The organism is Bacillus sp. SIMBA_031 (assembly GCF_046535225.1).
Taxonomy (GTDB): domain Bacteria; phylum Bacillota; class Bacilli; order Bacillales; family Bacillaceae; genus Bacillus; species Bacillus velezensis.
Window position 1 is genome coordinate 1 of sequence record NZ_JAWRXC010000001.1, and the last position, 24,455, is coordinate 24,455.

The 24,455-nt window shown below is 47.5% G+C and carries 23 protein-coding genes, 7 tRNA genes and 1 riboswitch; of the genes, 25 read left to right on the forward strand and 5 right to left on the reverse strand.

What is annotated here, in order from left to right; genetic code table 11:
- The first annotated feature begins 1 nt into the window (after position 1).
- The 9 genes from SB724_RS00005 (at position 2) to thiC (ending at position 5,342) form a co-directional block, all read left to right on the forward strand.
- A tRNA-His gene (locus SB724_RS00005) sits at positions 2–77 on the forward strand.
- A 9-nt stretch (positions 78–86) separates the two neighbouring features.
- A tRNA-Gln gene (locus tag SB724_RS00010) sits at positions 87–158 on the forward strand.
- Between the two features lie 52 nt (positions 159–210).
- A tRNA-Gly gene (locus tag SB724_RS00015) sits at positions 211–285 on the forward strand.
- Positions 286–291: 6 nt separating this feature from the next.
- A tRNA-Cys gene (locus tag SB724_RS00020) sits at positions 292–362 on the forward strand.
- 7 nt (positions 363–369) lie between these two features.
- A tRNA-Leu gene (locus SB724_RS00025) sits at positions 370–458 on the forward strand.
- 245 nt (positions 459–703) lie between these two features.
- A tRNA-Leu gene (locus SB724_RS00030) sits at positions 704–785 on the forward strand.
- Between the two features lie 147 nt (positions 786–932).
- Positions 933–2,504, forward strand: a complete 1,572-nt coding sequence (locus tag SB724_RS00035; RefSeq protein ID WP_410569661.1) for a Na+/H+ antiporter NhaC family protein — start codon at positions 933–935, stop codon at positions 2,502–2,504.
- Positions 2,505–2,589: 85 nt separating this feature from the next.
- Positions 2,590–3,288, forward strand: coding sequence for a Type 1 glutamine amidotransferase-like domain-containing protein (locus tag SB724_RS00040; RefSeq protein WP_410569663.1), 699 nt, complete (start codon positions 2,590–2,592; stop codon positions 3,286–3,288).
- 49 nt (positions 3,289–3,337) lie between these two features.
- A riboswitch (TPP riboswitch) is annotated at positions 3,338–3,448 on the forward strand.
- A gap of 121 nt (positions 3,449–3,569) precedes the next feature.
- The gene (gene thiC / locus SB724_RS00045) at positions 3,570–5,342 is read left to right on the forward strand and encodes a phosphomethylpyrimidine synthase ThiC (protein ID WP_082997745.1); all 1,773 of its coding nucleotides are present in this window, start codon (positions 3,570–3,572) and stop codon (positions 5,340–5,342) included.
- 40 nt (positions 5,343–5,382) lie between these two features.
- Here the strand turns inward: thiC and SB724_RS00050 are convergent, their stop codons facing one another.
- Positions 5,383–6,738 carry an FAD-binding oxidoreductase gene (locus SB724_RS00050; protein ID WP_088462397.1) on the reverse strand — a complete coding sequence of 452 codons (1,356 nt, stop codon included), beginning with the start codon at positions 6,736–6,738 and terminating at the stop codon, positions 5,383–5,385.
- 259 nt (positions 6,739–6,997) lie between these two features.
- Between SB724_RS00050 and SB724_RS00055 the strand changes: the two genes are divergently transcribed.
- The 6 genes from SB724_RS00055 to SB724_RS00080 all read left to right on the forward strand — a co-directional run bounded on the left by SB724_RS00055 (position 6,998) and on the right by SB724_RS00080 (position 12,785).
- On the forward strand, positions 6,998–7,177 hold the full coding sequence (locus tag SB724_RS00055; protein WP_007610206.1) for an FbpB family small basic protein: 180 nt from the start codon (positions 6,998–7,000) through the stop codon (positions 7,175–7,177).
- Positions 7,178–7,179: 2 nt separating this feature from the next.
- Positions 7,180–8,901, forward strand: coding sequence for an ABC transporter substrate-binding protein (locus SB724_RS00060; RefSeq protein WP_410569666.1), 1,722 nt, complete (start codon positions 7,180–7,182; stop codon positions 8,899–8,901).
- 68 nt (positions 8,902–8,969) lie between these two features.
- Positions 8,970–9,926 carry an ABC transporter permease gene (locus SB724_RS00065; RefSeq protein WP_410569668.1) on the forward strand — a complete coding sequence of 319 codons (957 nt, stop codon included), beginning with the start codon at positions 8,970–8,972 and terminating at the stop codon, positions 9,924–9,926.
- Positions 9,927–9,938: 12 nt separating this feature from the next.
- A complete protein-coding gene (opp4C, locus tag SB724_RS00070; RefSeq protein WP_265972381.1) occupies positions 9,939–10,844 on the forward strand; it encodes an oligopeptide ABC transporter permease in 906 nt (301 codons plus the stop codon).
- Entirely contained in the window at positions 10,841–11,827 is a 987-nt protein-coding gene (locus SB724_RS00075) for an ABC transporter ATP-binding protein (protein WP_410569670.1), read from the forward strand. Before opp4C ends, SB724_RS00075 begins: the two co-directional genes overlap by 4 nt.
- Complete coding sequence (locus SB724_RS00080) at positions 11,820–12,785, forward strand: ABC transporter ATP-binding protein (RefSeq protein WP_130571239.1); 966 nt, start codon at positions 11,820–11,822, stop codon at positions 12,783–12,785. Before SB724_RS00075 ends, SB724_RS00080 begins: the two co-directional genes overlap by 8 nt.
- A 71-nt stretch (positions 12,786–12,856) precedes the next feature.
- Here the strand turns inward: SB724_RS00080 and katA are convergent, their stop codons facing one another.
- Positions 12,857–14,302, reverse strand: coding sequence for a catalase KatA (katA, locus tag SB724_RS00085; RefSeq protein WP_052827198.1), 1,446 nt, complete (start codon positions 14,300–14,302; stop codon positions 12,857–12,859).
- A 255-nt stretch (positions 14,303–14,557) separates the two neighbouring features.
- Between katA and SB724_RS00090 the strand changes: the two genes are divergently transcribed.
- The 6 genes from SB724_RS00090 to rpsN all read left to right on the forward strand — a co-directional run bounded on the left by SB724_RS00090 (position 14,558) and on the right by rpsN (position 19,927).
- Positions 14,558–15,493, forward strand: coding sequence for an amidohydrolase family protein (locus SB724_RS00090; RefSeq protein WP_032874194.1), 936 nt, complete (start codon positions 14,558–14,560; stop codon positions 15,491–15,493).
- 223 nt (positions 15,494–15,716) lie between these two features.
- On the forward strand, positions 15,717–16,484 hold the full coding sequence (locus SB724_RS00095) for an ABC transporter ATP-binding protein (protein WP_043021596.1): 768 nt from the start codon (positions 15,717–15,719) through the stop codon (positions 16,482–16,484).
- A 15-nt stretch (positions 16,485–16,499) separates the two neighbouring features.
- Positions 16,500–17,489, forward strand: coding sequence for an aliphatic sulfonate ABC transporter substrate-binding protein (locus tag SB724_RS00100; RefSeq protein WP_410569673.1), 990 nt, complete (start codon positions 16,500–16,502; stop codon positions 17,487–17,489).
- Complete coding sequence (locus SB724_RS00105) at positions 17,489–18,322, forward strand: ABC transporter permease (protein WP_410569675.1); 834 nt, start codon at positions 17,489–17,491, stop codon at positions 18,320–18,322. The genes SB724_RS00100 and SB724_RS00105 overlap by 1 nt, the downstream gene beginning before the upstream one ends.
- Before the next feature lie 24 nt (positions 18,323–18,346).
- Entirely contained in the window at positions 18,347–19,483 is a 1,137-nt protein-coding gene (gene ssuD, locus SB724_RS00110) for an FMNH2-dependent alkanesulfonate monooxygenase (protein ID WP_021494886.1), read from the forward strand.
- A gap of 174 nt (positions 19,484–19,657) precedes the next feature.
- A complete protein-coding gene (rpsN, locus tag SB724_RS00115; RefSeq protein ID WP_014417259.1) occupies positions 19,658–19,927 on the forward strand; it encodes a 30S ribosomal protein S14 in 270 nt (89 codons plus the stop codon).
- A gap of 20 nt (positions 19,928–19,947) precedes the next feature.
- On the opposite strand, the gene SB724_RS00120 is transcribed toward rpsN, so the two are convergent.
- On the reverse strand, positions 19,948–20,415 hold the full coding sequence (locus tag SB724_RS00120) for a hypothetical protein (protein ID WP_012117138.1): 468 nt from the start codon (positions 20,413–20,415) through the stop codon (positions 19,948–19,950).
- Positions 20,412–20,615: a helix-turn-helix transcriptional regulator gene (locus tag SB724_RS00125; protein ID WP_003155407.1), complete on the reverse strand. Its 204-nt coding sequence runs from the start codon at positions 20,613–20,615 to the stop codon at positions 20,412–20,414. The genes SB724_RS00120 and SB724_RS00125 overlap by 4 nt, the downstream gene beginning before the upstream one ends.
- A gap of 190 nt (positions 20,616–20,805) precedes the next feature.
- Here SB724_RS00125 and SB724_RS00130 point away from each other — a divergent pair.
- Positions 20,806–20,879: transfer RNA gene (locus SB724_RS00130), tRNA-Gly, on the forward strand.
- Positions 20,880–20,969: 90 nt separating this feature from the next.
- Here SB724_RS00130 and SB724_RS00135 read toward each other — a convergent pair.
- On the reverse strand, positions 20,970–21,593 hold the full coding sequence (locus SB724_RS00135; protein ID WP_265972368.1) for a hypothetical protein: 624 nt from the start codon (positions 21,591–21,593) through the stop codon (positions 20,970–20,972).
- 84 nt (positions 21,594–21,677) lie between these two features.
- On the opposite strand from SB724_RS00135, the gene queG reads away from it, so the two are divergent.
- From queG to trmL, 3 genes are all read left to right on the forward strand, one after another.
- Entirely contained in the window at positions 21,678–22,838 is a 1,161-nt protein-coding gene (queG, locus tag SB724_RS00140; protein ID WP_265972367.1) for a tRNA epoxyqueuosine(34) reductase QueG, read from the forward strand.
- A 76-nt stretch (positions 22,839–22,914) separates the two neighbouring features.
- Entirely contained in the window at positions 22,915–23,826 is a 912-nt protein-coding gene (locus SB724_RS00145; protein WP_410569678.1) for an amidase domain-containing protein, read from the forward strand.
- Between the two features lie 36 nt (positions 23,827–23,862).
- Complete coding sequence (gene trmL, locus SB724_RS00150; RefSeq protein ID WP_007610253.1) at positions 23,863–24,345, forward strand: tRNA (uridine(34)/cytosine(34)/5-carboxymethylaminomethyluridine(34)-2'-O)-methyltransferase TrmL; 483 nt, start codon at positions 23,863–23,865, stop codon at positions 24,343–24,345.
- Positions 24,346–24,455 lie beyond the last annotated feature (110 nt).

Below are 24,455 nucleotides of genomic sequence, written 5' to 3' on the forward strand. Positions count from 1 at the left end.
GGCGGTTGTGGCGAAGTGGTTAACGCACCAGATTGTGGCTCTGGCACTCGTGGGTTCGATTCCCATCAATCGCCCCATTTTATCATTGGGCTATAGCCAAGCGGTAAGGCAACGGACTTTGACTCCGTCATGCGTTGGTTCGAATCCAGCTAGCCCAGTTGCATTTTTTAAAAACAACAGCATAAGATGTATTAAGTTCTTTTACATGTTGCGGAAGTAGTTCAGTGGTAGAACATCACCTTGCCAAGGTGGGGGTCGCGGGTTCGAATCCCGTCTTCCGCTCCAAATTACGGCGGCATAGCCAAGTGGTAAGGCAGAGGTCTGCAAAACCTTTATCCCCGGTTCGAATCCGGGTGTCGCCTTTCTATTGCCGGGGTGGTGGAATTGGCAGACACACAGGACTTAAAATCCTGCGGTAGGTGACTACCGTGCCGGTTCAAGTCCGGCCCTCGGCACCAATTTAACTTTGAACGAACTATGTTAAATTGGTCATCAGTTTTCACATTATAAAACATATATGAGAGTGATTTGCATATTGCAGATCACTTTTTTTATATAATAAAAACGTAATGACTATCAATATAAGTTTCTTGCTTGTATCGTATATACTGCATTATCATTTAAAAAACTTTGCTAAAATCGTTGACGTTTTATGAAATACATGTTATATTTATATACGTCGGTTGAACACGACGCATTACATGCCGGTGTGGCGGAATTGGCAGACGCGCACGACTCAAAATCGTGTTCCTTCTGGAGTGCCGGTTCGACCCCGGCCACCGGTATACAAAGGCTTCTACATATTGTAGAAGCCTTTTTTGTTGTATGAAAATATCCTCCAAGGCTTGTGAAAACATGATACGCGTGCAGATTGTATAAATCCGCTTTTTTCAAAGATACTAACAAGAAGTTCTTTGAAAGAGGTGTTTTATATGGAAGGGACTTGGGCTTGTCTTATCCCATTTATTCTGGTCATTCCCATTTCAATCATTACAAAGCAAGTGCAATCCGGTCTGTTTGTCGGTTTGCTGGTCGGAAGCTATCTTTTGCATCCCAGCTTGCTTGGCGGGATTGAACATATGGTTCAATATATAATCAGTAATATTGTCGTCACCAATAATATTAGAATCATTGTGTTTCTATATTCATTTGCCGGCCTTGTAGGGATTATAAAGCTGACCGGCGGGATAAAAGGATTCGTCCATTTGATCAGTAAAAAAGTTAAAACCAAAAAAGGCGCGATGCTGCTTGCATGGCTGTCGACATTTGGCACGTTCAGTGAACCGGACTTTCGCATCGTCACAATTGCACCGATCATGAAAGCTTTAAGTAAGCGTCTGGACCTGTCGAAACAGAAAATTGCGTATGCCATTGAGTTCACGGCAAACCCTGTCATTGCCTTGATTCCGATAGCAACGGCATTTGTCGGCTACATGGTTTCTATTATCGGACAGGCCCTCAAAACGTCAGGAATAGATCAGCCGGCTTACACGGTGTATGTGAAAAGTATTCCCTTCAATTTTTTCTCCATTGTGATTATAGTAGTCGGAATTTATTACTGCTTTTTTAAGAAACAAAAAGCGGACGAAAGCTTAGAAAAAACAGAAAAGAGCGGACAAACTTCTGCTCGCAAACATAACAAAAATACGGAACCGATTCCGCGGAACAGCGGTGTGTTGCTTTCAAAAGGCTCAGGTTCATTCAACATGGAAACAGGGACGATCTCAGATATTCACGGTGGACATACGGGAATGTTCGAAAGTGATGAGCATGCTGACCAGCAGGAGGAGCTGGATTCGGCGCACCGTGCTTATATTAAGGAAACACCGATTCGGCCGTGGAATTTAATCATTCCGATCGGGCTGTTTTTGCTATTAACACTCTTTCTCAGCTGGTGGGACGGCCATTCAAAAGCACAAGGGTTTTTGAATGCTTTTATCAAAAGCGATATGCTTGGCGTCATGTTAACCGCATTATTGGCAGCGGTTATTGCAGCATTTGCTCTTTTTATGTTTCAGCGTTTTCATGCAGGCGAGCTTGTTACCCATTTTATTAAGGGCGGAAACGAATTGGTCAACGTTATTATTATGTTATCGCTGATTTGGGCCGTAACAGCAGTATCTGAAGACCTGGGATTCTCGAAATATGTTACTTCTCATTTAACGTCCTGGATCCCCCATATGTTTATTGCGCCGTCTCTTTTTATACTGGGGGCTGTTATATCCTATTTTATCGGGTCATCCTGGGGGACTTGGGGGCTTTTAATGCCGCTCGGCGTAACGCTGGCGGTTCAGTCACATACCAGCTTATTATTAGCGATCGGGGCCGTGTTTGCGAGCGGAACATTTGGAGCGTTTGCTTCTCCTCTCAGTGATAATACGGTGACAACCTGTACGGTGTTGGGGATCGATGTTGTGAAGTATGCCCGTTCGAAGCTTGTTCCGGCGCTTATCGCCGCGGGGATCTCCGTTGTGTTATACGGTGCGTTTTCATTTTTTAGATAACAAATACTTTTTATAGGCGGTATCCGAAATTGGGATAACGCCTTTTTATGAGCTGTTATACTAGAGGAAAAAAGAGGTGATGACATTGAAGCAGATTATTGCAATGGGCGGCGGGGGGTTTTCCATGGAGCCGGATCATCTTGTGCTGGATCAGTATATTTTAGAGCAGTCGGTGCGGTCAAAGCCGAAAGTTTGTTTTTTGCCGACGGCAAGCGGAGATTCGGAGAATTATATCGGCAGGTTTTATCAGGCCTTTCAAAAGCCGCGGTGTGAGCCGGATCACTTATCGCTGTTTAAACCGCCGGGTTCTGATCTCAGATCCTTTCTCATGAAGAAAGATATTATATATGTCGGAGGCGGAAATACGCGCAATATGCTTGTCTTATGGAAAGAGTGGGGGCTTGACCTTATTCTTCGTGAGGCTTGGGAAAACGGCATCATGTTGGCGGGTCTTAGCGCCGGGGCGATTTGCTGGTATGAAGAAGGATTGACGGATTCAGCTGGAGATTTGAGAGAGTTAAGAGCTTTAGGATTTTTGCCGGGCAGCTTTTGTCCGCACTATGACGGAGAAGCGGAGCGCCGGCCGGTGTATCACCGTCTGATTTCAGAAAAGAAACTCAGGGAGGGCTATGCCGCTGATGACGGCGCTGCGCTTCATTATAAAGACGGTCAGCTGTTCCGGACTGTCTCTTCCCGGGAAACCGCAAAGGGTTATCGGGTTTTTAATACCGAAGAAGGCATTCGGGAAACAGAGCTTATGACTGTCCCGTTATCTGAATTTTGATAATATGCTTTTTTTTGTACACAACTTGTGTTACGATGAGAGCGAAATCAATAGTTACTGGGGGTGCCCGTCTGAGCGGGCTGAGAGAGAAGCGGCGGCTTCTTAACCCTTTGGACCTGATCTGGTTCGTACCAGCGTGGGGAAGTAGAGGTTTTATTATTGTTGAGGAAAACAATAATAGTTTCTTTCTGACTGCAAAATCGGGTTCTTCTTTGAACCCGGTTTTTTTGTGCTGGTGCTGAGCTTGGTTCTGTTATTCAAATGATAAAGGAGAGATTTGTATGCAAAATCAATCAGTACAGCAAGCGAACATTTCCATTATGTCGAGTTTTTCCGGCAGTAAAAAGGTTTATGCAGAAGGTTCTTCGCCCGATATACGAGTGCCGATGCGGGAAATCAGCCTGAGTGCGACTACGGGGGCATTCGGGGAAGAGGAGAATGCGCCGGTCCGTGTTTATGATACGAGCGGGCCGTATACAGACCCGGATGTACAAATTGATATTCATGAAGGGCTGGGGGCGCTCCGCACAAAGTGGATTACCGGGCGCGGAGATGTAGAAGAATATAACGGCCGGACCGTGAAGCCTGAAGACAACGGTTATAAAAAAGAAGATCATACTGCCGAATACCCCGGCCTACAGCGGAAACCGCTTCGGGCCAAGCCAGGGAAAAATGTAACACAATTGCATTATGCGAGAAAAGGCATCATTACGCCGGAAATGGAGTTTATCGCAATACGTGAGCATGTGTCTCCCGAATTTGTCAGGGAAGAGGTGGCGAGCGGACGGGCGATTATTCCTTCTAACGTCAATCACCCGGAAAGCGAGCCGATGATTATCGGCCGGAATTTTCATGTGAAAATTAATGCCAATATCGGCAACTCGGCTGTTACATCTTCTATCGAAGAAGAAGTCGAAAAAATGACGTGGGCGATTCGCTGGGGCGCCGATACGATGATGGACTTATCCACGGGAAAAGACATTCATACGACGCGTGAATGGATTATCCGCAACTGCCCCGTGCCTGTGGGGACGGTGCCGATTTATCAGGCGCTTGAAAAAGTTAATGGCATTGCCGAGGATTTAACGTGGGACATTTATCGTGACACATTGATTGAGCAGGCGGAGCAGGGCGTGGATTATTTCACCATCCATGCCGGCGTACTGCTTCGTTACGTCCCGTTAACGGCCAAACGCACGACGGGAATCGTATCCCGCGGCGGGGCGATTATGGCGCAATGGTGCCTGGCTCATCATCAGGAAAGCTTTCTGTACACGCATTTTGAAGAAATTTGTGAAATCATGAAGGCCTATGATATCGCTTTTTCACTTGGTGACGGGCTTCGCCCCGGTTCGATTGCGGATGCCAATGATGAAGCGCAGTTTGCGGAATTGGAGACTCTCGGAGAATTGACGGAGATTGCGTGGAAGCACGATGTGCAAGTGATGATCGAAGGACCGGGTCATGTGCCGATGCATAAAATTAAGGAAAACATGGACAAGCAGCTGGAAATTTGTAAAGAGGCGCCTTTTTACACGCTCGGGCCATTAACGACGGATATCGCTCCGGGTTATGACCACATTACTTCAGCAATCGGCGCGGCGATGATCGGCTGGTACGGGACGGCGATGCTTTGCTATGTCACGCCGAAGGAGCATTTGGGGCTGCCGAATCGTGATGATGTAAGAGAAGGCGTCATTACGTACAAAATCGCGGCACATGCCGCAGACCTTGCTAAAGGGCATCCGGGTGCACAGATCCGTGACGATGCTCTGTCTAAGGCGCGGTTTGAATTCCGGTGGCGTGATCAATTTCATTTGTCGCTTGATCCTGAAAGAGCAATGGAATATCATGATGAAACGCTGCCGGCTGAAGGCGCAAAAACGGCTCACTTCTGTTCGATGTGCGGTCCGAAGTTCTGCAGCATGAGAATTTCTCAGGATATTCGTGATTATGCGAAGGAAAACGGACTTACTGAAGACGAGGCCGTCAATGAAGGGCTGAAAGAAAAAGCAAAAGAGTTTGCAGAGAAGGGAAGCCGCTTATATCAATAAAAGAAAAGATGAAGATGGAGTTTGCCCATCTTCATCTTTTTTAGAAAAACGGTGAACGGCGAAGCGGCGGAATGCTCTGCTCAAAGCGGAATATATTTTCGGGATCATATTTCGTTTTGACTTGACGGAGGCGGTGAACATTTTCTCCGTAATATGTTTGCAGCCAGTTTCTGATTTCTCTATCAGGCCAATTCACGTAATCTCCCATCGTTTCTCTTGATAGGGACGTTCTCAATCCTTCGATCCAGCGGACATTTTGTCTTTCTTCTTCAGCAGATGTCCAAGTTGTAATATATTCTTGGGCAATGATTGCGTTACGATAGTAGAATGCCGTTTGGTCCGGAGCGATCCGTCCGGCCGCCCCGCCGAGAGATTGCTGCCAGACACTGGCGTTTTCGTTCGGAGCGTGCTCTAAATAGCGCTTTAAAGTGGAAATCGCGCGTGTTGATAATGGTTTTTCAATAAAGGATCCTGACCGCTTCATCTTTTGCGGCTGGTTGCCTCCCGGGCTGTTAAAAAAGGCTGCCGCTTTAATAAATGGCACTGTCTTGACCATGCCGCTTGTCGGTTTTCCCGCTTTCATTAACGGAGCCAGCAGTTCTTTCAGCTCATCCTTTGTCCCGGTAAATTGACCGAGCGCTTCTATGCGGTTGACTTCCTTAGGCCAAAACTGAATTGATGAGGTAAGCCGGTTGTCTGTAAATGGAGCCCAGCGCTGCCATGTGTTAAATACTTCCTCGAAATCATCCCAGCCCCAAGTGACAGAAAAAACAGACACGCACGAGATCGGCACGGCTTTAAACATCATGGATGTGACAATGCCGAAGTTGCCTCCCCCTCCTCCCTGAGACGCCCAAAATAGATCAGAGTGCTTTGAACGGTTGACTGTGATCAATTCAGCACCCGCTTTTTCGTCCGCTATGATCATTTCGAGCTGGAGGAGACGATCGCAAGTAAGTCCGGCTGTCCTTGTTAAATATCCGATTCCTCCCCCGAGCGTCAGCCCCGTGATTCCCACATTCGCAATGGTTCCCGCAGGAAGGGTCAAGCCGTACCGCCAGAGTGTCCGGTAGACTTCCCCCAATTCGGCTCCCGCTTCAATCGAGACCAGCCGCTTATCCTCATTTACTCTTATTTTCTTCATTTCACTGAGATCAATGACTAGTCCGTCATTTAACAGGGAAAAATTTTCGTAGCTGTGTCTTCCGCCTCTGATACGGAAAGGCACATTGTTCTCACGTGCCCATCTCAGCGCATTGAGGGCGTCATGTTTATTTTGACAAAACACAATGATGTCTGGATATCTTTGCAGGCTTAAATTGATATTGGTTCTCGCAGCATTATAGTCCGGGTCATCTTTTTTGACGATGCGACCGGTCAATGTTGTCTTTTCCACATTCTCACTCACTTTCACTTGTAATCTGCTATGTTTTCTAGCATATGCGGAAAAATGAGAGAGTGTATGAGGAAAACCCCCGGAAGGAAACGATATTTTAAATTATAGTTGACAGGTAGGGATTATATGAATTAACATAATCATTACATATTTCCAAACGATGGCTGATCGGATCACCGAAGGCTCTTATCTTTTAAACAGATAAGGGCCTTTTTTGCGTGAAAGTCATTGAATGAAATGAAAAGCGGAGGGATGAAAAGTGGCGTTAAAAAAGGTATCACATGTGCGCAAAAAGAGCAAAAAACGAAAAAAGTACAGAAAACGCACATTGAATTTCGAACTGCTTGTAGAGAAAAACAAACGGGAGATTATGAGAAATGAGAAACAGATGGAGCAGATTTATATAAAGATAGATGAAAAGCATGCGGGGGTTCGATAAAGATGAAGGAGAGAAGATGGAGGATAAAAACAACGGTACTCGCGCTGTCGGTATCCATCATGTTATCAGGGTGCGCGTTAGGGAGTGCCGGAGAAGAACCGTCATCTGCGGCGGATAAAAAGGAAGAAACACGTATCGCCCATGTCAAGACAAAGGAATTTAAAGCTTCTCATCCGGCGGCGATTCCCGCTAAATCGAAAGCCAGAACTGACACTTTTGTTGCTGGGATTTCCGCGCCGGGCGGTGTGTTTCTGCCGTACTTTTACGAAAACGGCTGGGACGGAAATGCGACAGATCCTATTTTTGAACCGTTAGTCAAACTGGATAAAACGGGGAAGCCTGCCCCGGCTCTTGCGGAAAGCTGGAAAGTTTCCAAAGATCAGCTTACCTACACGTTCCGTTTAAGAAAAAACCTCGTTTTCAGTGACGGTTCACCGCTGACCGCAAAGGATGCCGCATTCACTTTAACACTGCTGCATGATCCTGCATACGCGGGCTATGAAGATATCACCACGGCCTATATTAAAGGCGGCAAGGCTTACAAAGAAGGAAAGGCAAAGACGATAGAAGGCATTCGCGTCCTTGATGACAGAACCATTCAAATCACGACTGAGAAAGTCAGTGCGAAGTCGCTGCTTCTTTTAGGCGGGCAGGTGCTGTCAGAAGCTTACTACGGAAAGAATTATCGATTCGGCAAACTGGACTATTTAAAAGAGCTTTATGCCAAACCGCTCGGAGCGGGGCCTTACCAATTTACAGAATATCTTCCGGGACAGGAAATACGCTATCAGGCTAATGAACACTATTATGCCGGAAAACCGAAAACGGAAAAGCTGATTTATAAAATTATCGATCCGTCAACTTCCCTTCAGCTGTTTGAAACGGGTGACCTTGATTACGCTTCTTTCTCACCTGATGATGATACGGTTCAGCACTTAAAAAGTCTCGGTTTTGCCAATATAAGCGTATCTGTCGTGAATGATTACGGGCTTGTGTACGTCAATCACAAGCGTCCGCCTTTTCAAGATAAGAAAGTGTCCCAGGCGCTTATTTACGGACTTGACCGTCAAAAAATCGTCGATGTCCGCTTTAAACGCTACGGAGAGGTCGCGAATGTTCCGGTGTCTCCGGTTTCGTGGGCTTATGATGACAAAGGTGTCAATCGGTATGCGTTTAACCCTGAAAAAGCCAAAAAGCTTCTTGATGAAGCAGGCTGGAAAACGGGCAAAGACGGTGTACGTGAAAAAAACGGCAAAAAGCTTGAAATCAGCTATTACACGTCTAAAGCGGATGATGATTTCATCCCGATCGCGAAAGAAAATTACGCGGACATCGGAATCTCATTAAAACCGGAAGTGATGGATTTTAATACAGAAGTAGCGAAAATAAATGACAAACAATATGACCTTGCCGCCGTTTCCACCTCGCAGATTCTTGATCCGAATGACACGGTGGAAAAGCTGGCTTCCGGCCATCCCAATAATGTAACGGGATATTCCAATCCGAAAGCGGACCGGCTGATAGAGAAAGGAGCCGGCACGCTTGATATCAGCAAAAGAAAAGAGATTTATCACCAGCTGTACCGGGAGCTCGGGGAAAACCCGCCTTACATTCTGATTCATTACCGTCAGAGCGCAAGGGCGGTCAGCGGAAAAATAAAAGGGCTTGAGCCTGACAATTATTCTGGAATCAGTTCAAGTCTCTCAAATGTCTCAATTCAATAGAACGGTTGGACAAAATACCCGGTGCATCCTGGGGATTTTGCCCTTTCAGCGGAAAGGAGGGGCTTTTTATGAAACGGTATGCCGCAGAACGATTCATTCAAATGCTTGTAATCTTATTCGGTACGTCCTTTATTATTTTTTTCTTATTCGCCATGCTGCCGGGCGACTATATTGATTCCAATGTCAATCTGACTCCGGAAAGAGCGAAGGAGTTAAAAGCGCTTTACGGGCTGGATCAGCCGATTTGGCAGCGCTATGTGACGTGGCTCGGAAATGTGCTCAGCGGAGATTTTGGGTTTTCTTTGAAATATCAGGAGAACGTCCTGTCACTGCTTCGGAAATATGTCTGGAATTCGTTTTTTGTCGCGTTTTTGGCGTTGCTTGTCACATGGTCAGCCGCGATGATAACGGGTGTCATATCCGCTGTCAGGAAATACTCATGGTTTGACGGGATCGTGACGTTTCTTGTTTTTGCTTCCATGGCGTTCCCGTCTTTTTTTATCAGCCTTCTGTTTATTAAGTGGTTTGGGGTGGATTTGAAAGTATTGCCCGTCGGCGGGATGATTGATACCGGAAGCACGAGTACAGGTTTTTCGTACGTGCTTGAAGCCGCCAGACATATGATTCTTCCGGTCGTGATTTTATCTATGCTCGGCATCGGCTCGCTGACAAGGTATTTCCGCTCCGGCATGCTGGACGTGATCAGACAGGATTATATCAGAACGGCGAGAGCAAAGGGATTGAAAGAGCGCACCGTCATCTGGAAACATGCGTTGAAAAACGCGCTCATTCCGGCCATCACCCTGCTTGCTTTTGAACTGCCGGGACTGTTTTCCGGAGCCATCATTATTGAACAGATTTTCGGGTGGCCGGGTGTCGGACGTATTCAGCTGGAATCTGTGCATTATCGTGATTATCCGGTTTTGATGGCGTTTACCTTGTTTTTGTCTTGTTTAACGATTGCGGGGAACTTCTTGGCGGATATCGCTTATGCCGCGGTTGATCCGCGGGTCAGGCTGAAATAGGGGGTGTTTGGAATGAAAAAACAAAAAGAGTTGCCGCCTTCTCTTTGGAAGCAGACGTACCGCCGCCTGCTGCAGCATAAGCTGACGGTCATCAGTCTTCTTTTCTTATGTTTTATGTTTTTATTGTGCTTTATCGGGCCGTCTTTTTCTCCGTACATAACAGATCGGACGGATATTTCAAATGCCAATCAGCAGCCGGGAATCCATCATTGGCTGGGAACCGACCAGTACGGGAGAGATGTGCTGACGAGGCTGATGCTGGCGGGGCAGATTTCTCTGACTGTGGGGCTTGCTTCAATGGTGCTGTCGCTTGTCATCGGTTCTTTACTCGGGGCTGCGGCCGGATTTTATCGGGGAGCCGCTGATATGATCATTATGCGCATCGCTGATATGCTCATGTCCATCCCGGGCCTGCCGCTGCTTTTGATTTTGGCTGCGGTGATGTCGGAGTGGAAAGTGCCTTCTGAATACAGAATGTACCTGATTATGATGATGTTAAGCCTGATCGGATGGCCCGGTTTGGCGCGGCTTGTACGCGGACAGATTTTGTCGCTGAAGGAGCAGCCGTTTATGATGGCCGCGGAAGTTTTGGGGCTTAGTGATAAACGGAAAATCCTCTATCATTTGCTTCCCAATACATTGCCGTTATTACTGGTAGCGGCGACTTTGCATGTGGCGGGAGCGATGCTGAGTGAATCGGCGCTGAGTTTTCTCGGGCTTGGCGTTGCTCCGCCCACACCTTCTTGGGGAAACATGATGGAAGCGGCGAATCATTTTATGGATTTTACACTCCGCCCGTGGCTGTGGATTCCGCCGGGAACGGCCATTTTTCTGACCGTTGTGGCGATTCATCTGCTTGGAGACGGTTTAAGAGACGCTTTTGATCCTAAGGTAAAACGGCAGGTGAAAATGAAATGAAAAAACCGCTTTTAGAAGTGAGGCATTTGGAAACAGCTTTTTATACAGAGGAGGGGGCGGTAAAGGCCGTGGACGATGTCAGCTTTACGATACATGAGGAGGAAACGGTTTGTATTGTAGGGGAGTCCGGCTGCGGGAAAAGCATGGCGTCATTGTCCATTATGCAGCTTCTTCCCGAGACGGGGAGAATCGAACGGGGAGCGGTGCATTTTTCCGGACGGAACCTGTTGGAATTGAAACCAAAAGACATGCAGAAAATCCGCGGCAGCGAAATCGGGATGATATTTCAGGAACCGATGACATCTTTGAATCCGGTGTTTACAATCGGTGAGCAGCTGACCGAACCGATTCGCGAACATTTGTTGTTGAGTAAGAAAGAAGCATGGCGGAAGGCCGTTGAACTGATCACGTTAGTGGAGATCCCGCATGCCGAGCAGGTTATGCACCGATATCCTCATGAGCTGAGCGGCGGCATGCTGCAGCGCATCATGACGGCTGTCGCGCTAAGCTGCGAACCGAAATTGATCATTGCCGACGAGCCGACGACAGCGCTTGACGTAACCATTCAGGCGCAGATATTGGATTTATTGCGGGATATGAAAAAGCAATTTCGCACGTCTATTTTATTCATTACTCATGACCTTGGCGTGGTTGCCGAAATGGCTGATTATGTGATTGTCATGTATGCGGGAAAAATTGTGGAGGAAGGACCGGTTGCAAAGCTGTTTTCTGATCCGAAGCATCCGTATACGAAAGGGCTGCTCGCGGCCAAGCCGGTTATCGGTCAAAGAAGGGAGATGCTGTACACCATTCCGGGGCAGGTCCCCGAGCTTGCGGACCTGTCGGGATCGTCTTGTTATTTTGCGGACCGATGTGAACACAGCACGGAAATATGCCGGAAATCGAGCCCGCATTTTACTGAATTCGGGAAGGGGCATCAGGCGGCGTGCTGGCTTTACAGAGAGGAGAAAGCAGATGAGTGATGTGTTGCTGGAGGTCAAGGGGCTGAAAAAATATTACGAGGAGCATGGGGGGATGAGAAAGACCCGCAAAAATCCCGTAAAAGCAGTTGACGGTGTCAGTTTTACGATAGGAAAGGGAGAAGTGTTCGGCTTAGCGGGAGAATCGGGCAGCGGAAAGTCATCAATCGGCAAGACCATTTTGAGGCTTCATGAAAAAACAGAGGGAGAGGTGTTTTTTCAGGGGCGTGATGTGTTTCGGATGAGCCGGCGCGAGCTCAAAACTTTCAGATCCGAAGCGCAGCTCATCTTTCAAGATCCGTTCAGTTCTTTAAATCCCCGGCGCCGGATCGGAGAAGCCATCGGTGAAGCGATGATCGAGCATCAATTGGCGGTGAAGCGGAACGCGCGTGATAAAGCGGCGGAAGTTCTTGAAGCTTGTGGACTTTCCGCAAACTTTATCGATCGATATCCGCATGAATTTTCCGGAGGGCAGCGGCAGCGGATCGTGATTGCAAGAGCGATGGCGCTCAAGCCGCAATTTATCATTATGGATGAACCCGTGGCGGCGTTAGATGTCTCCATCCAGGCGCAGATGATCAATTTGTTCAGCAGCCTTCAAAAACAGCACGGGCTGTCATATTTGTTCATTTCTCATGATTTAAGCGTGGTGGAGCACTTATGTACGAAGGTCGCCGTTATGTATTTAGGGACGATTGTGGAATACGCGTCAAAAGAGGAGCTCTTTTCACGGCCGCTTCACCCTTATACGAAAGCGCTGTTATCAGCCGTGCCTGTTCCTGATCCCGGAGCGAAAAGGGAGCGGATAATTTTAAAGGGTGATATACCGAGCCCCTCTGATCCGCCTTCAGGCTGTAAATTCCGAACGAGATGCCCGGCAGCCAAGAAGATATGTGCTGAGAAAAGTCCGGCGCTGTCAGAAAAAGGGCTTCATCATTTTGCGGCATGCCACTTCGTGTAATTGAGAAAAAACAGGTTTTATTGATAATAAACAGGAAAAACCTGCCGGGCAGATCGGCAGGTTTTTTGATGTTATTTTGGTGATGGCAGTCCGAGTCCTTCGGCAACGCGTCTGCCGTACTCAGGATCAGCCTTGTAGAAGTGGCCGATCTGGCGCAGCTTAATTTCTTCTTTTTCCACAGGTTTCATCGCACTGACGATATTGGCGACAAGGCGCGCGCGCTCTTCCTCGCTCATCAGGCGGTATAGGTCGCCGGCTTGTGTGTAATGATCATGATGATGATAGCTTACACTGTCAGCGAAACCTGATACAGGATATGCCGCCTGTTTATCTTCAGGTGACTCTTTCGGGCCGCCGAAGCTGTTAGGCTCGTAATAGACGGAGCGGCCGCCGTTATCATCAAAACGCATTTGTCCGTCACGCTGATAGTTTTTCACTTCATTGCGGGAACGGTTGATCGGCAGCGCCTGATGGTTCGCGCCGACACGGTAGCGATGCGCGTCATGGTATGCGAACAACCGGCCTTGAAGCATTTTGTCAGGTGAGACGTCGACGCCGGGGACTAATGTGCCGGGAGAGAACGTCGCCTGTTCTACTTCCGCAAAGTAATTTTCCGGATTGCGGTTCAGAACCATGCGGCCGACTTCAATGAGCGGATAATCTTTTTGAGACCATACTTTTGTGACGTCAAACGGATCAAAGCGATATGTGTTTGCGTCTTCTAACGGCATGATTTGAACATATAATTTCCATGCGGGGAAATCGCCGTTTTCAATCGCATTGAACAAATCTTCCGTATGGTAATCGGGATTTTCACCCGCGATTTTTGCGGCTGTATTAACATCAAGGTTTTTCACGCCTTGCTCTGTTTTAAAGTGATATTTAATCCAGACGCCTTCGCCTTTATCATTTGTCCATTTAAATGTATGGCTTCCGAATCCGTGCATATGGCGAAGAGTCGCCGGAATGCCCCGGTCTGACATCAGAATGGTTACCTGGTGCAGGGATTCCGGCGACAGAGACCAGAAATCCCAAACGGCCGTCGGATTTTTCAGATGTGTTCTCGGATCTCTTTTTTGTGTATGGATAAAGTCAGGGAACTTGATGGCATCGCGGATGAAGAACACGGGTGTATTGTTTCCGACGATGTCGTAGTTTCCTTCTTCTGTATAAAACTTAACGGCAAATCCGCGCGGGTCGCGCACTGTGTCACTAGAGCCCAGTTCGCCCGCAACGGTTGAGAAACGGATGAAGAGCGGCGTGCGTTTACCGACTTCTGACAGAAATGCGGCTTTCGTATATTTTGTAACGTCATTTGTGACTTCAAAATAACCGTGTGCGCCCGCGCCTTTTGCGTGAACGACACGCTCGGGAACGCGTTCTCTGTTAAAGTGCGCCAATTTCTCAAGCAGATGGACGTCTTGTATTAAAGCAGGACCGCGATCGCCGGCCGTCATTGAGTTTTGGTTATCTCCGACAGGAGCGCCCCAGCTGGTTGTCAATTTATTTGAACTCATGTGATCACCTCTTTAGATTTATAAAAACATAATATCACCTATCAGTAAAAAGTCAATATTATTTTATAATGATTATAAAATAATTATTTTTATTATCGAAAAAAGAGTTTGGTTTTGAAAGCCTACTTGACTGACGGGAATAATGGGTTTAAGATGAGAAAAAATAGAAACCGCTGACTTGGACACAAGAGGCTCTTATTCTTCACTGGATAAGGGCCTTTTTTATTGTCAGGCGGTAAGGGAGGCGGCGATTGTATGCTTTTCCGACAGCATTTTAAACCTGTCGATATTCACGGTCATCTGCCGTACAGCCTTTATTTCGGCAAAAACGATAAGACATTTTCCGATTATAACCGGGAGCGGTCAGAAAGAATGAATCTGACTTGGGACTTTCCTGATCCGCATGATGTTGATGGCGATGAGGGCGAAATCGCTTTGATGACAAGATGGGAGAATGAATTAGATAAGTATGGCATTGACGTGCTGAATTTTTTAACAGCAGAGAGCAATGACCGGATGGCGGCGTTTATTCAAGCCAATCCCGCGAGATTTACCGGATTTGCATATCATCCTTTGGAGCGGGAGGATGCGTATGAAGAGCTGAAAAGAGCGGTAGAAGAGCTCGGTCTGAAAGGATATAAACTGTTCGGGCCGCTGACAGACATCGATTTTCATGATCCGTCGCTGAAAAAGCTGTGGACTTATTTAGCTGACAAAAGGCTGCCTGTATTAATTCACTTTGGGCTTTTAGGAAGAGCGGGGGGCATTGTCAGCCATCGCAACATCAACCCGCTCTCCATCTATCGCGTCGCGAGAGAGTATGCTGATATACCGTTCATCATTCCGCATTTCGGCGCCGGATATTATCAGGAACTGCTGCAGCTGTGCTGGAGCTGCCCGAATGTGTATATTGACACGTCCGGCTCAAATCAGTGGATGAGGTGGATGCCGTACCCGCTTGATTTGGAAATTCTGTTTCGAAAGACATCTGAATTAATCGGTGCTGAACGGATCATCTTCGGGACGGATTCGAACGGATTTCCGAGAGGATATGTATACAGATATCTTCAGGAGCAGGTGAGGACCTGCCGGGAAATCAATATGCGGGAAGAAGATATAGAAAACATTTTCGGCAACAACGCGCGGACATTATTGAAAATCGCCCGTCAAGAAAAGGAAGTAAATACGTGATACAGCCGATGCGCTCTCTGGCAGGGTTATGCCGGAGGGCGTATTTTAATCCTTATAAAAAACAGTTGACAAGTTGGAATAATTTGAATTAACATGATATTCAAATTTAAAAACAAACGGGTTGCCGATCGGACCGCCGAAGGCTCTCATCTCTGCAAGCAATCGGAGATGGGGGCCTTTTTGTTTTTCGATCGCACGCGGCAGAAAGAGAGGGGTAAGACAGATGGCTGTAACCATCAGCATACAAGAAAAAGCTTTTGAGCATGAAGGCCGGAAAACGCCGGTGCTGAATGATATTGAGCTGTCAATTGCATCGGGAGAATTTTTGACTGTCATCGGGCCGAGCGGATGCGGCAAAAGCACGCTTTTAAAATTGATTGCCGGTCTTGATACCGATTATAAAGGCTTTGTCACAATAAACGGCCGCAATGTGTCGGGACCGGGCATTCGGCAGGGATTTATCTTTCAGGAGCACCGGCTGTTTCCCTGGCTGACGGTAAAACAAAACATCGCTGCCGATCTCAATATGAACGACCCGGCCGTTCGGAAAAAAGTGGATGATCTGATTGAGGTTGTCAGGCTGCAGGGAGCGGAGAACGCTTATCCGCGCGAATTATCCGGCGGCATGTCGCAGCGGGTTGCCATCGCCAGAGCTCTTTTGCGTGAGCCGGAGGTGCTGCTTTTAGATGAACCGTTCGGGGCGCTTGACGCTTTTACGAGAAAACATTTGCAGGATGTGCTGCTTGATATATGGCGCGAGAAAAAAACGACGATGATTCTGGTCACGCATGATATTGATGAATCCGTCTATTTAGGCGATAAGCTGGCGATTCTCAGGGCAAAGCCCGGCCGGCTGCACAGCCTGATGCCGATTCAGCTTCCGCATCCGCGCAATCGGACGTCAGCGGATTTTCAGGCCGTCCGGCAGAAGGTGCTTTCTGAGTTTGAGAAAACGGAAGACCTCCGGTTTGCGGATGGGTCCGGGATATAGAAGGGACGAAGCGAAGTGAAAAAAATCATCATTCTTTTAGCCGCAGCAGTCATGATGTCAGCCGGATGCAGTGCAGACGGGACAGGAGGGAGCGGGAAAACGGTGAAAGAAATCCGGATCGGCATCCAGCAGAGTTTAAGCCCGCTTCTCATTGCCAAGGAAAAAGGCTGGTTTGAAGAGGCCTTCAAAAAAGACGGAATAAAAGTAAAATGGGTCGAATTCCAAAGCGGTCCTCCGCAATTTGAAGGTCTTGCCGCCGATAAGCTTGATTTTTCCCAGGTCGGCAATTCACCGGTCATTTCCGGTCAGGCGGCAGGAATTGATTTTAAAGAGATCGGGCTATCTCAGGAGGGGTTAAAGGCAAACGGCATTCTCGTAAACAAGGGCAGCGGGATTCAGAGCCTGAAAGAATTGAAAGGTAAAAAAATCGCCGTAGCCAAAGGCAGCAGCGGCTTTGATTTTCTCTATAAAGCTTTAGATAAAGCGGGTCTTTCCGCCGATGACGTCACCATCATCCAGCTTCAGCCTGATGAGGCGGTTTCCGCTTTTGAAAACAAATCAGTTGACGCATGGTCCATTTGGGAGCCGTATTTGTCGATTGAAACGCTGCAGCACGGGGCGGAAATATTGGCGAACGGAGAAAGCACAGATTTATATTCTCCCGGTTTCACGTTAGTCAGAACGGGATTTTCCAAAGAACACCCGGATGAGGTGGTCCGTTTTCTGAAAGTGTTCAATAAAGCAGTTACATGGCAAAAGGAACACAAAGATGAAGCTGTCTCCTTATATGCGAAAATCAAACATCTTGATCCGAAAGTCGTCAGAAACGTGCTTAACAATACTGAGCCTCTCAATGAACCGATCAAAGATGATATTGTCAAAGCCCAGCAGGAAACCGCTGATTTTCAATATCAAACAAAAGCGATTCATAAGAAAATTCATGTAAAAGACGTTGTTGACAATTCATTTATTAAAAAAGCGCTTGAAACGGGGGATGGCAAGTAATGAAAGCAGAAGCATCAACGGCTGCCGGCGCAATAAGCCAATCAGAAAAGAAAGCTCTGGCAAGCTCCCGGAAGTATTCATACCAATGGATGAAGGGGGTTGTACTCCCGGCTGCGGTCATCGCAGTATGGCAGTTTATCGCAAGTCTGGGCATCGTCTCGGCCGCGGTGCTCCCGTCGCCTGTCGTCATCTTGCAGACGTTTCAGGAACTTCTTCTTTCAGGTGAACTTTGGGGTCATTTAGAGATCAGTTTATACCGGGCGGTTGCCGGATTTCTGCTTGGCGCTGGCCTCGGGCTTGTTTTCGGGCTGCTGGTCGGTTTTTCAAAGCGGACGGAAGCATATCTTGATCCGTCTCTGCAAATGCTCAGAACGGTTCCGCACTTGGCCGTGACTCCTCTGTTCATTTTGTGGTTCGGATTTGATGAGACATCAAAAATTCTGCTGATCGCATTGGGGGCTTTTTTCCCCGTGTACATTAATACATTTCTCGGAATCCGCAGTGTGGACGCGAAGCTGTTTGACGTCGCGCGGGTGCTGGAATTTAACTGGTATCAGCAGATGACAAAATTAATTCTTCCGGCATCTCTGCCGAATATCCTGCTCGGCATCAGGCTCTCTCTAGGCATTGCGTGGCTCGGTCTCGTGGTGGCGGAACTGATGGGCTCGAGCGAGGGCGTCGGTTATATGATTATGGATGCCAGACAATTTTCACAGACAAATAAGGTGTTTGTCGGCATTATCATTTTTGCGGCTGTCGGCAAGCTGACAGATGCATTGGTCAGAATGCTCGAACGGAAACTATTAAAATGGCGGAACAGTTATGAAGGGTAACCTATTAAAAAAGGAGAGATTCATATGGAGATTCTTTGGTTTATTCCGACGCATGGTGACGGCCGGTATTTAGGGACGCAAACGGGAGGGAGGACGGCGGATCATCTTTATTTTAAACAAGTGGCACAGGCGGCGGACAGACTCGGGTATACGGGGGTTCTGCTGCCGACGGGGAGATCATGTGAAGACCCATGGCTGACGGCTGCCGCTTTAGCGGGGGAAACGAGTGACTTGAAATTTTTAGTGGCGGTCCGTCCGGGACTGATGCAGCCGTCTGTCGCCGCGAGAATGGCGTCGACAATGGATCGGCTGTCAGACGGCCGTTTGCTCGTAAATGTCGTAGCGGGCGGAGATCCTTATGAACTGGCGGGAGACGGCATGTTTATCAGCCACGATGAACGTTATAAGGCGACTGAAGAATTTTTAACCGTCTGGCGCGGACTCATGCGGGGCGAAACGGTGACATATGAAGGGGACCATATCAAAGTGGAAAACAGCAATCTGCTGTTTCCTCCAAAACAGTCTCCGCATCCGCCCTTATATTTCGGCGGTTCATCACAGGCGGGAATTGAGGCTGCGGCGAAGCATACAGATGTCTATTTAACATGGGGAGAGCCGCCGGAGCAGGTAAAAGAAAAGATTGAAACCGTTAAAAAACAGGCTGCCAAGGAAGGAAGGACAATGCGTTTTGGCATCAGACTTCACGTGATTGTCCGGGAGACTGAAGAAGAGGCATGGGAAGCGGCTGAACGGTTAATCAGCCACTTAGACGAAGAGACGATTGCGAAAGCGCAGGCTGCGCTCCGGCGCGCTGATTCTTCGGGACAAAAACGGATGGCCGATCTCCATAACGGTGACCGCTCGAAGCTTGAGATCAGCCCGAATCTCTGGGCTGGCATCGGACTGGTCAGAGGCGGAGCGGGCACGGCGCTTGTCGGTGATCCGCAGACCGTCGCTGCTCGAATTTTAGAGTATCAGGCACTCGGCATTGAGTCGTTTATCTTTTCAGGCTACCCGCATCTGGAAGAAGCTTATTATCTGGCTGAACTCGTGTTTCCGCTTCTGCCGTTTCAGAATGAACGGACTAAAAAGCTTGAGCGCAGACTGGGTGAAGCAATGGGCAACGACCATTTTGCAAGAGGAAATAAAGCGACAGTCTGATGACGTCGCAAGGCGGATAATTGACGGCGGGCGCTTTCTGCGGTTTCATTTCCGGGGAAATGCCGGCAGTGAAGGCGGGTATTCACCCGCCTTTTTAAGCGCTTAGCTTGCACGATACTCATATGGATGATATGATACAAAACGTAATTATTACGATTTGTTAGGAGTGCTGAAATGGCAAAAAAATCAAAAGTGATCAAAGAGCTCAAGCGGCAGAAGCTTGTTGAACAATATGCGGACATCCGAAGAGAATTAAAGGCAAAAGGAGACTGGGAAGCGCTGAGCAAACTGCCGCGTGATTCTGCTCCGGCCAGGCTTCATAACCGCTGTACGGTGACGGGGCGGCCCCGCGGATATATGAGAAAATTTAAACTGTCCAGAATCGCATTCAGGGAGCTGGCTCATAAAGGCCGGGTTCCCGGGGTGAAAAAAGCGAGCTGGTAATGTAAAAAACTCCGGATCTGTCATGAACCGGAGTTTTTGCCGTGCTTATGAAAAGTGAAAACATAAGCCAAATGCTGAATCATCATCAGAATGAAAATCAAAAGAATCGGAAAAAAGGGAAGATGCGGCTGAATCAGCGGATAAAACAAAAGCAGAACGGCTGCGGCCGGCAATGAGAAGTAAACGGCGATATACGAGGAACGGCAAGCTTTAGCCGTCATCATTCGTTCTCTTTCATCCTGTTCCTCAAATTCATCGGGCACAAGCCTGTGCTTTTTGCCGTTTCGTTTTTTCTTTTCGGCATAGATATACAATGCGGCACAAACGGTAAACAGCAGAAACGGAGTGATATTCAGCTCAAATGAACCGCTCCCCTCCGTTTGGAAAAACTGAGCGATCCGCGGCGCCGCTTCCATAAAGGAAATAAGCGTCCAGCAGGCCAATCCGTAGAGTGCAAGGTGAAAACACGCTTTTCTTTTCAAACTCATTTTTTCTCCTCCTCCAGCCAGAACACTTCCTCCATCGGCAGGGAGAAAGCCCGGCAGATGTTAAGCGCTAATAAAAGTGAAGGCACATAATCTCCTTTTTCAATCGCTGCAATCGTCTGTCTGGTGGCTCCGGCTTCTTTTCCGAGCGTTTCCTGAGAATAGCCGAATCTGGCTCTCAGCTCTTTTACTTTATTTTTCATCATCAGGCGTACCTCAAGTTTTTTTCTTTTTTATATTGTATGAGACTCTTAACAAAATGTAAACCCAACTTAACATGTGGACAAAAAAAGAATTTTTTTCGACAAATTTTTTAACATTCCCTTGACGAAAAAAAAATAAACATGTAATATTAGAAACATCAAATCGGTACTGACAAAAATTAATTTTGATGCGGGTGTAGTTTAGTGGTAAAACCTCAGCCTTCCAAGCTGATGTCGTGAGTTCGATTCTCATCACCCGCTCCATACATACGTTATTAACGCAGTGTTTCGTTTCTCTGATAAACGAAGTATTGCGTTTTTTTATGTGAAAAAAGACACGAAAGGCGTGTCTTTTTATGAAAGCCAAGAGACGGTATGCGTGCCTCCGTGAATTTGTTCAAACATTTTGGTTAAGGATGATAGCAGCTCATCCGCCGCGTCGGCATGAAATGAAGGCGGGAAAAAGATCAGCTGCAGCATTTTCTTTGTGCCGGGCGTGACAGGGCGTGTATTGATATGTTCGGTGAAGTCGCCGAAAACGCCGTCCGGGCCGGAGAAGGACAGTACGCTTTCTTTTTCTCCGATCGTAATTGAAATTGGTTCATCTATTTCTGCGGCATCATACGCCATGATAGGCAATGAATATTTCAAGGAGAAAAAAAGTATGGTATCATGGGCTGAATTCACACTTTCAATGAATCGTTCCCGGGAAATATCGCCGAGCATAAGCTCCATCGGCGTTTTTTGTCCTGAAAAGGCGGGACTGAGCTGTTCCATTATACGCGCCCACTCTTTTACAAAAGGCTGCTCATCTATACCGCCGTCAGCATAATCAAAGTAAAGAGATTCTTGAAATAAACGGAGGCGGCCTTTCAGCATTTGCGGAGCAGGCCCGACTTCGATCTGTTCATATAAGACGGCTGCCGCTTTGATCCCCGGCACCCGTTCAGCAATAAGTGGATCTAAACTGATGTTCAAGTGTGTTCACTCCATTTCGGGATGATAAAACTCTATTATACCTGTGCGGGAGCCTGATCACAAAGAAAGGAGGCTGTGCAAAAAATGAATATTCATAAACTGAAAGAGGAATTAATCGAATACGCCAAAAGCATCGGAGTCGACAAAATCGGGTTTACGACGGCTGATACGTTCGACAGTCTGCGGGACCGGCTGATTCTTCAGGAATCACTCGGCTATTTATCCGGTTTTGAAGAGCCGGATATTGAAAAACGGGTCACTCCGTCTTTGCTTCTGCCGAAAGCCAAATCGATCGTCGCCATCGCCCTTGCTTATCCTTCCAAAATGAAAGATGCGCCGAGGAGCACAAGGGACGGGCGGCGCGGCATTTTTTGCAGAGCTTCCTGGGGGAAGGATTATCATGACGTGCTGCGCGAAAAGCTTGATCTGCTGGAGAATTTTCTCCAAAGCAAACATGAGGATATCCGCACAAAGTCAATGGTGGATACAGGGGAATTGTCCGACAGGGCCGTGGCTGAACGGGCGGGAATCGGCTTCAGCGCCAAAAACTGCATGATCACCACGCCTGAATACGGTTCTTACGTCTATCTGGCTGAAATGATCACCAATCTGCCCTTTGAACCGGATTTGCCGATTGAAGATATGTGCGGTACGTGCACAAAATGTTTAGACGCGTGTCCGACCGGCGCACTCGTCAATCCCGGACAGCTTAACGCCCAGCGCTGTATTTCGTTCCTGACCCAGACAAAGGGATTTTTGCCGGATGAGTTCCGCACGAAAATCGGAAACCGTCTGTATGGCTGTGACACGTGTCAGACGGTCTGTCCGATTAATAAGGGGAAAGATTTTCATCTTCATCCGCAGATGGAGCCTGATCCGGAGATCGCAAAGCCGCTGTTAAAGCCGCTTTTGACCATAAGCAACCGCGAATTCAAAGAAAAATTCGGACATGTATCGGGATCATGGCGCGGCAAGAAGCCGATACAGCGGAATGCGATTTTAGCTTTGGCTCATTTTAAAGATGCCTCGTCTCTTCCGGAATTAACGGCCTTGATGCACCAAGATCCGCGTCCCGTCATCAGGGGGACGGCCGCCTGGGCCATCGGGAAAATCGGTGACCCTGATTATGCGGGGGAATTAGAAAAAGCGCTTCAAAAGGAGCAGGATGAGGAAGCCATACGGGAAATTGAAAAGGGACTGGAGCTGTTATCGGTTTCTGATAAGACTAAAACCGGCCGGTCCTGACATATGTATAGAGAAAAAGCACTTGGCCGGAGTTCAAGTGTTTTTTCTTTATAAAACAGTATGGTGGGTGGAGCGCTTGAAGCATATTATTGAAGATTTAGCGGAGGCCCGGCTTCATTATTTAATAAACGGAACCGAGATGAGGCACAATGGGCAGCCCGGCGATCTTGAGGTCCTGACGAGAAAAAAAGAGCTGTTTGAAAAACGGAAAGTTGACATCGTGAAAGCGAAGGCAAAAGCCATCATTGTCAAAAGCAGCCTTGAGGACGACGGCACGTTATGCGTCATGTACACGATTCATTTCGAATATTTGTGCAAGGAGCATGACGGACACCTTTACTTAGAAGAGCAGATTGAGGAACGGACTGCATTTCTCTATGATCAGCTGTTGATTAAAGACCGGGAAGTAAAGAAAAAACCGGCGGGATTTTCTGACGGGAACAGCGTAATTGAATATGAGCGGAGTGAACGGGAAGATTTCGGGCGGGCGTTTCAATACGACCGTCTGGCTGCCGTGCAGTACGCGGAGAAGTTTTGGAATAAACGAAATCCCGCTTATAAAAATTTCAGCGATAATTGCACCAATTTTATTTCCCAATGTTTACATGCCGGAAAAGCACCGATGCGGGGGCATCCGAACAGAGGCTCAGGCTGGTGGATGAAGGCAAGCTCGTGGAGCTACAGCTGGACGGTCGCGCATTCGATGAAGATGTATCTGGCCCAATCCAAGGCCGGGCTTCGCGCGGTGCAAGTATCAAGAGCTGAAGAACTGATGCCCGGAGATATCATTTGCTATGATTTTGAAGGAGACGGCCGTTTTAATCATACGGCGATCGTGGTCGCGAAAGATAAAAGCAATATGCCGCTTGTCAATGCCCAAACGTATGACAGCAGAATGAGATATTGGTCATATGAGGATTCAACGGCGTATACTCCTTCCATCAGATATGCGTTTTTTCATATTACGGATGATACGACAAAAGAGTAATTAATGATATAATGGTGGGCGGAATAAAAAACAGAGGTGAACATCGTGGCATTACATGTCGTTTTATATCAACCTGAAATCCCGGCCAATACGGGAAATATCGCACGTACTTGTGCGGCAACAGACACAACGCTTCATTTGATCCGCCCGCTCGGATTCTCAACCGATGATAAAATGCTGAAGCGCGCCGGACTCGATTATTGGGAGTTCGTCAACGTCGTATATCATGATTCATTGGAAGAGTTATTTGAGGCATATGAGAACGGAAAGTTTTTCTTCATTACAAAATTCGGTCAAAAGCCGCACACATCATTTGATTACTCAAATACGGAGGAAGACTTTTTCTTCGTATTCGGCAGAGAAACGAGCGGACTTCCGAAAGAATTGATCGAAAACAATATGGACCGCTGCCTGCGTCTGCCGATGACCGAGCATGTGAGATCATTAAACCTGTCCAACACGGCCGCGATTCTTGTATATGAAGCGCTGCGCCAGCAAAATTACAGAGATTTGACGTGAGAAAAAACGCCCGCATTCGGGCGTTTTTTTTATTGAATAAAAAAGACGGACAGCAGCGGTTCACGGCATTTTTATATTTCCAGGCTTAACAACGTAACAGTGTTATGTTA

Excerpts from the sequence above, each read along its gene's own strand:
- SB724_RS00035 (WP_410569661.1), top strand. The coding sequence starts at position 933 with ATGGAAGGGACTTGGGCTTGTCTTATCCCATTTATTCTGGTCATTCCC.
- thiC (WP_082997745.1), top strand. The coding sequence starts at position 3,570 with ATGCAAAATCAATCAGTACAGCAAGCGAACATTTCCATTATGTCGAGT.
- SB724_RS00060 (WP_410569666.1), top strand. The coding sequence starts at position 7,180 with ATGAAGGAGAGAAGATGGAGGATAAAAACAACGGTACTCGCGCTGTCG.
- SB724_RS00065 (WP_410569668.1), top strand. The coding sequence starts at position 8,970 with ATGAAACGGTATGCCGCAGAACGATTCATTCAAATGCTTGTAATCTTA.
- opp4C (WP_265972381.1), top strand. The coding sequence starts at position 9,939 with ATGAAAAAACAAAAAGAGTTGCCGCCTTCTCTTTGGAAGCAGACGTAC.
- SB724_RS00075 (WP_410569670.1), top strand. The coding sequence starts at position 10,841 with ATGAAAAAACCGCTTTTAGAAGTGAGGCATTTGGAAACAGCTTTTTAT.
- SB724_RS00080 (WP_130571239.1), top strand. The coding sequence starts at position 11,820 with ATGAGTGATGTGTTGCTGGAGGTCAAGGGGCTGAAAAAATATTACGAG.
- katA (WP_052827198.1), bottom strand. The coding sequence starts at position 14,302 with ATGAGTTCAAATAAATTGACAACCAGCTGGGGCGCTCCTGTCGGAGAT.
- SB724_RS00090 (WP_032874194.1), top strand. The coding sequence starts at position 14,558 with ATGCTTTTCCGACAGCATTTTAAACCTGTCGATATTCACGGTCATCTG.
- SB724_RS00095 (WP_043021596.1), top strand. The coding sequence starts at position 15,717 with ATGGCTGTAACCATCAGCATACAAGAAAAAGCTTTTGAGCATGAAGGC.
- SB724_RS00105 (WP_410569675.1), top strand. The coding sequence starts at position 17,489 with ATGAAAGCAGAAGCATCAACGGCTGCCGGCGCAATAAGCCAATCAGAA.
- ssuD (WP_021494886.1), top strand. The coding sequence starts at position 18,347 with ATGGAGATTCTTTGGTTTATTCCGACGCATGGTGACGGCCGGTATTTA.
- rpsN (WP_014417259.1), top strand. The coding sequence starts at position 19,658 with ATGGCAAAAAAATCAAAAGTGATCAAAGAGCTCAAGCGGCAGAAGCTT.
- SB724_RS00120 (WP_012117138.1), bottom strand. The coding sequence starts at position 20,415 with ATGAGTTTGAAAAGAAAAGCGTGTTTTCACCTTGCACTCTACGGATTG.
- SB724_RS00125 (WP_003155407.1), bottom strand. The coding sequence starts at position 20,615 with ATGAAAAATAAAGTAAAAGAGCTGAGAGCCAGATTCGGCTATTCTCAG.
- queG (WP_265972367.1), top strand. The coding sequence starts at position 21,678 with ATGAATATTCATAAACTGAAAGAGGAATTAATCGAATACGCCAAAAGC.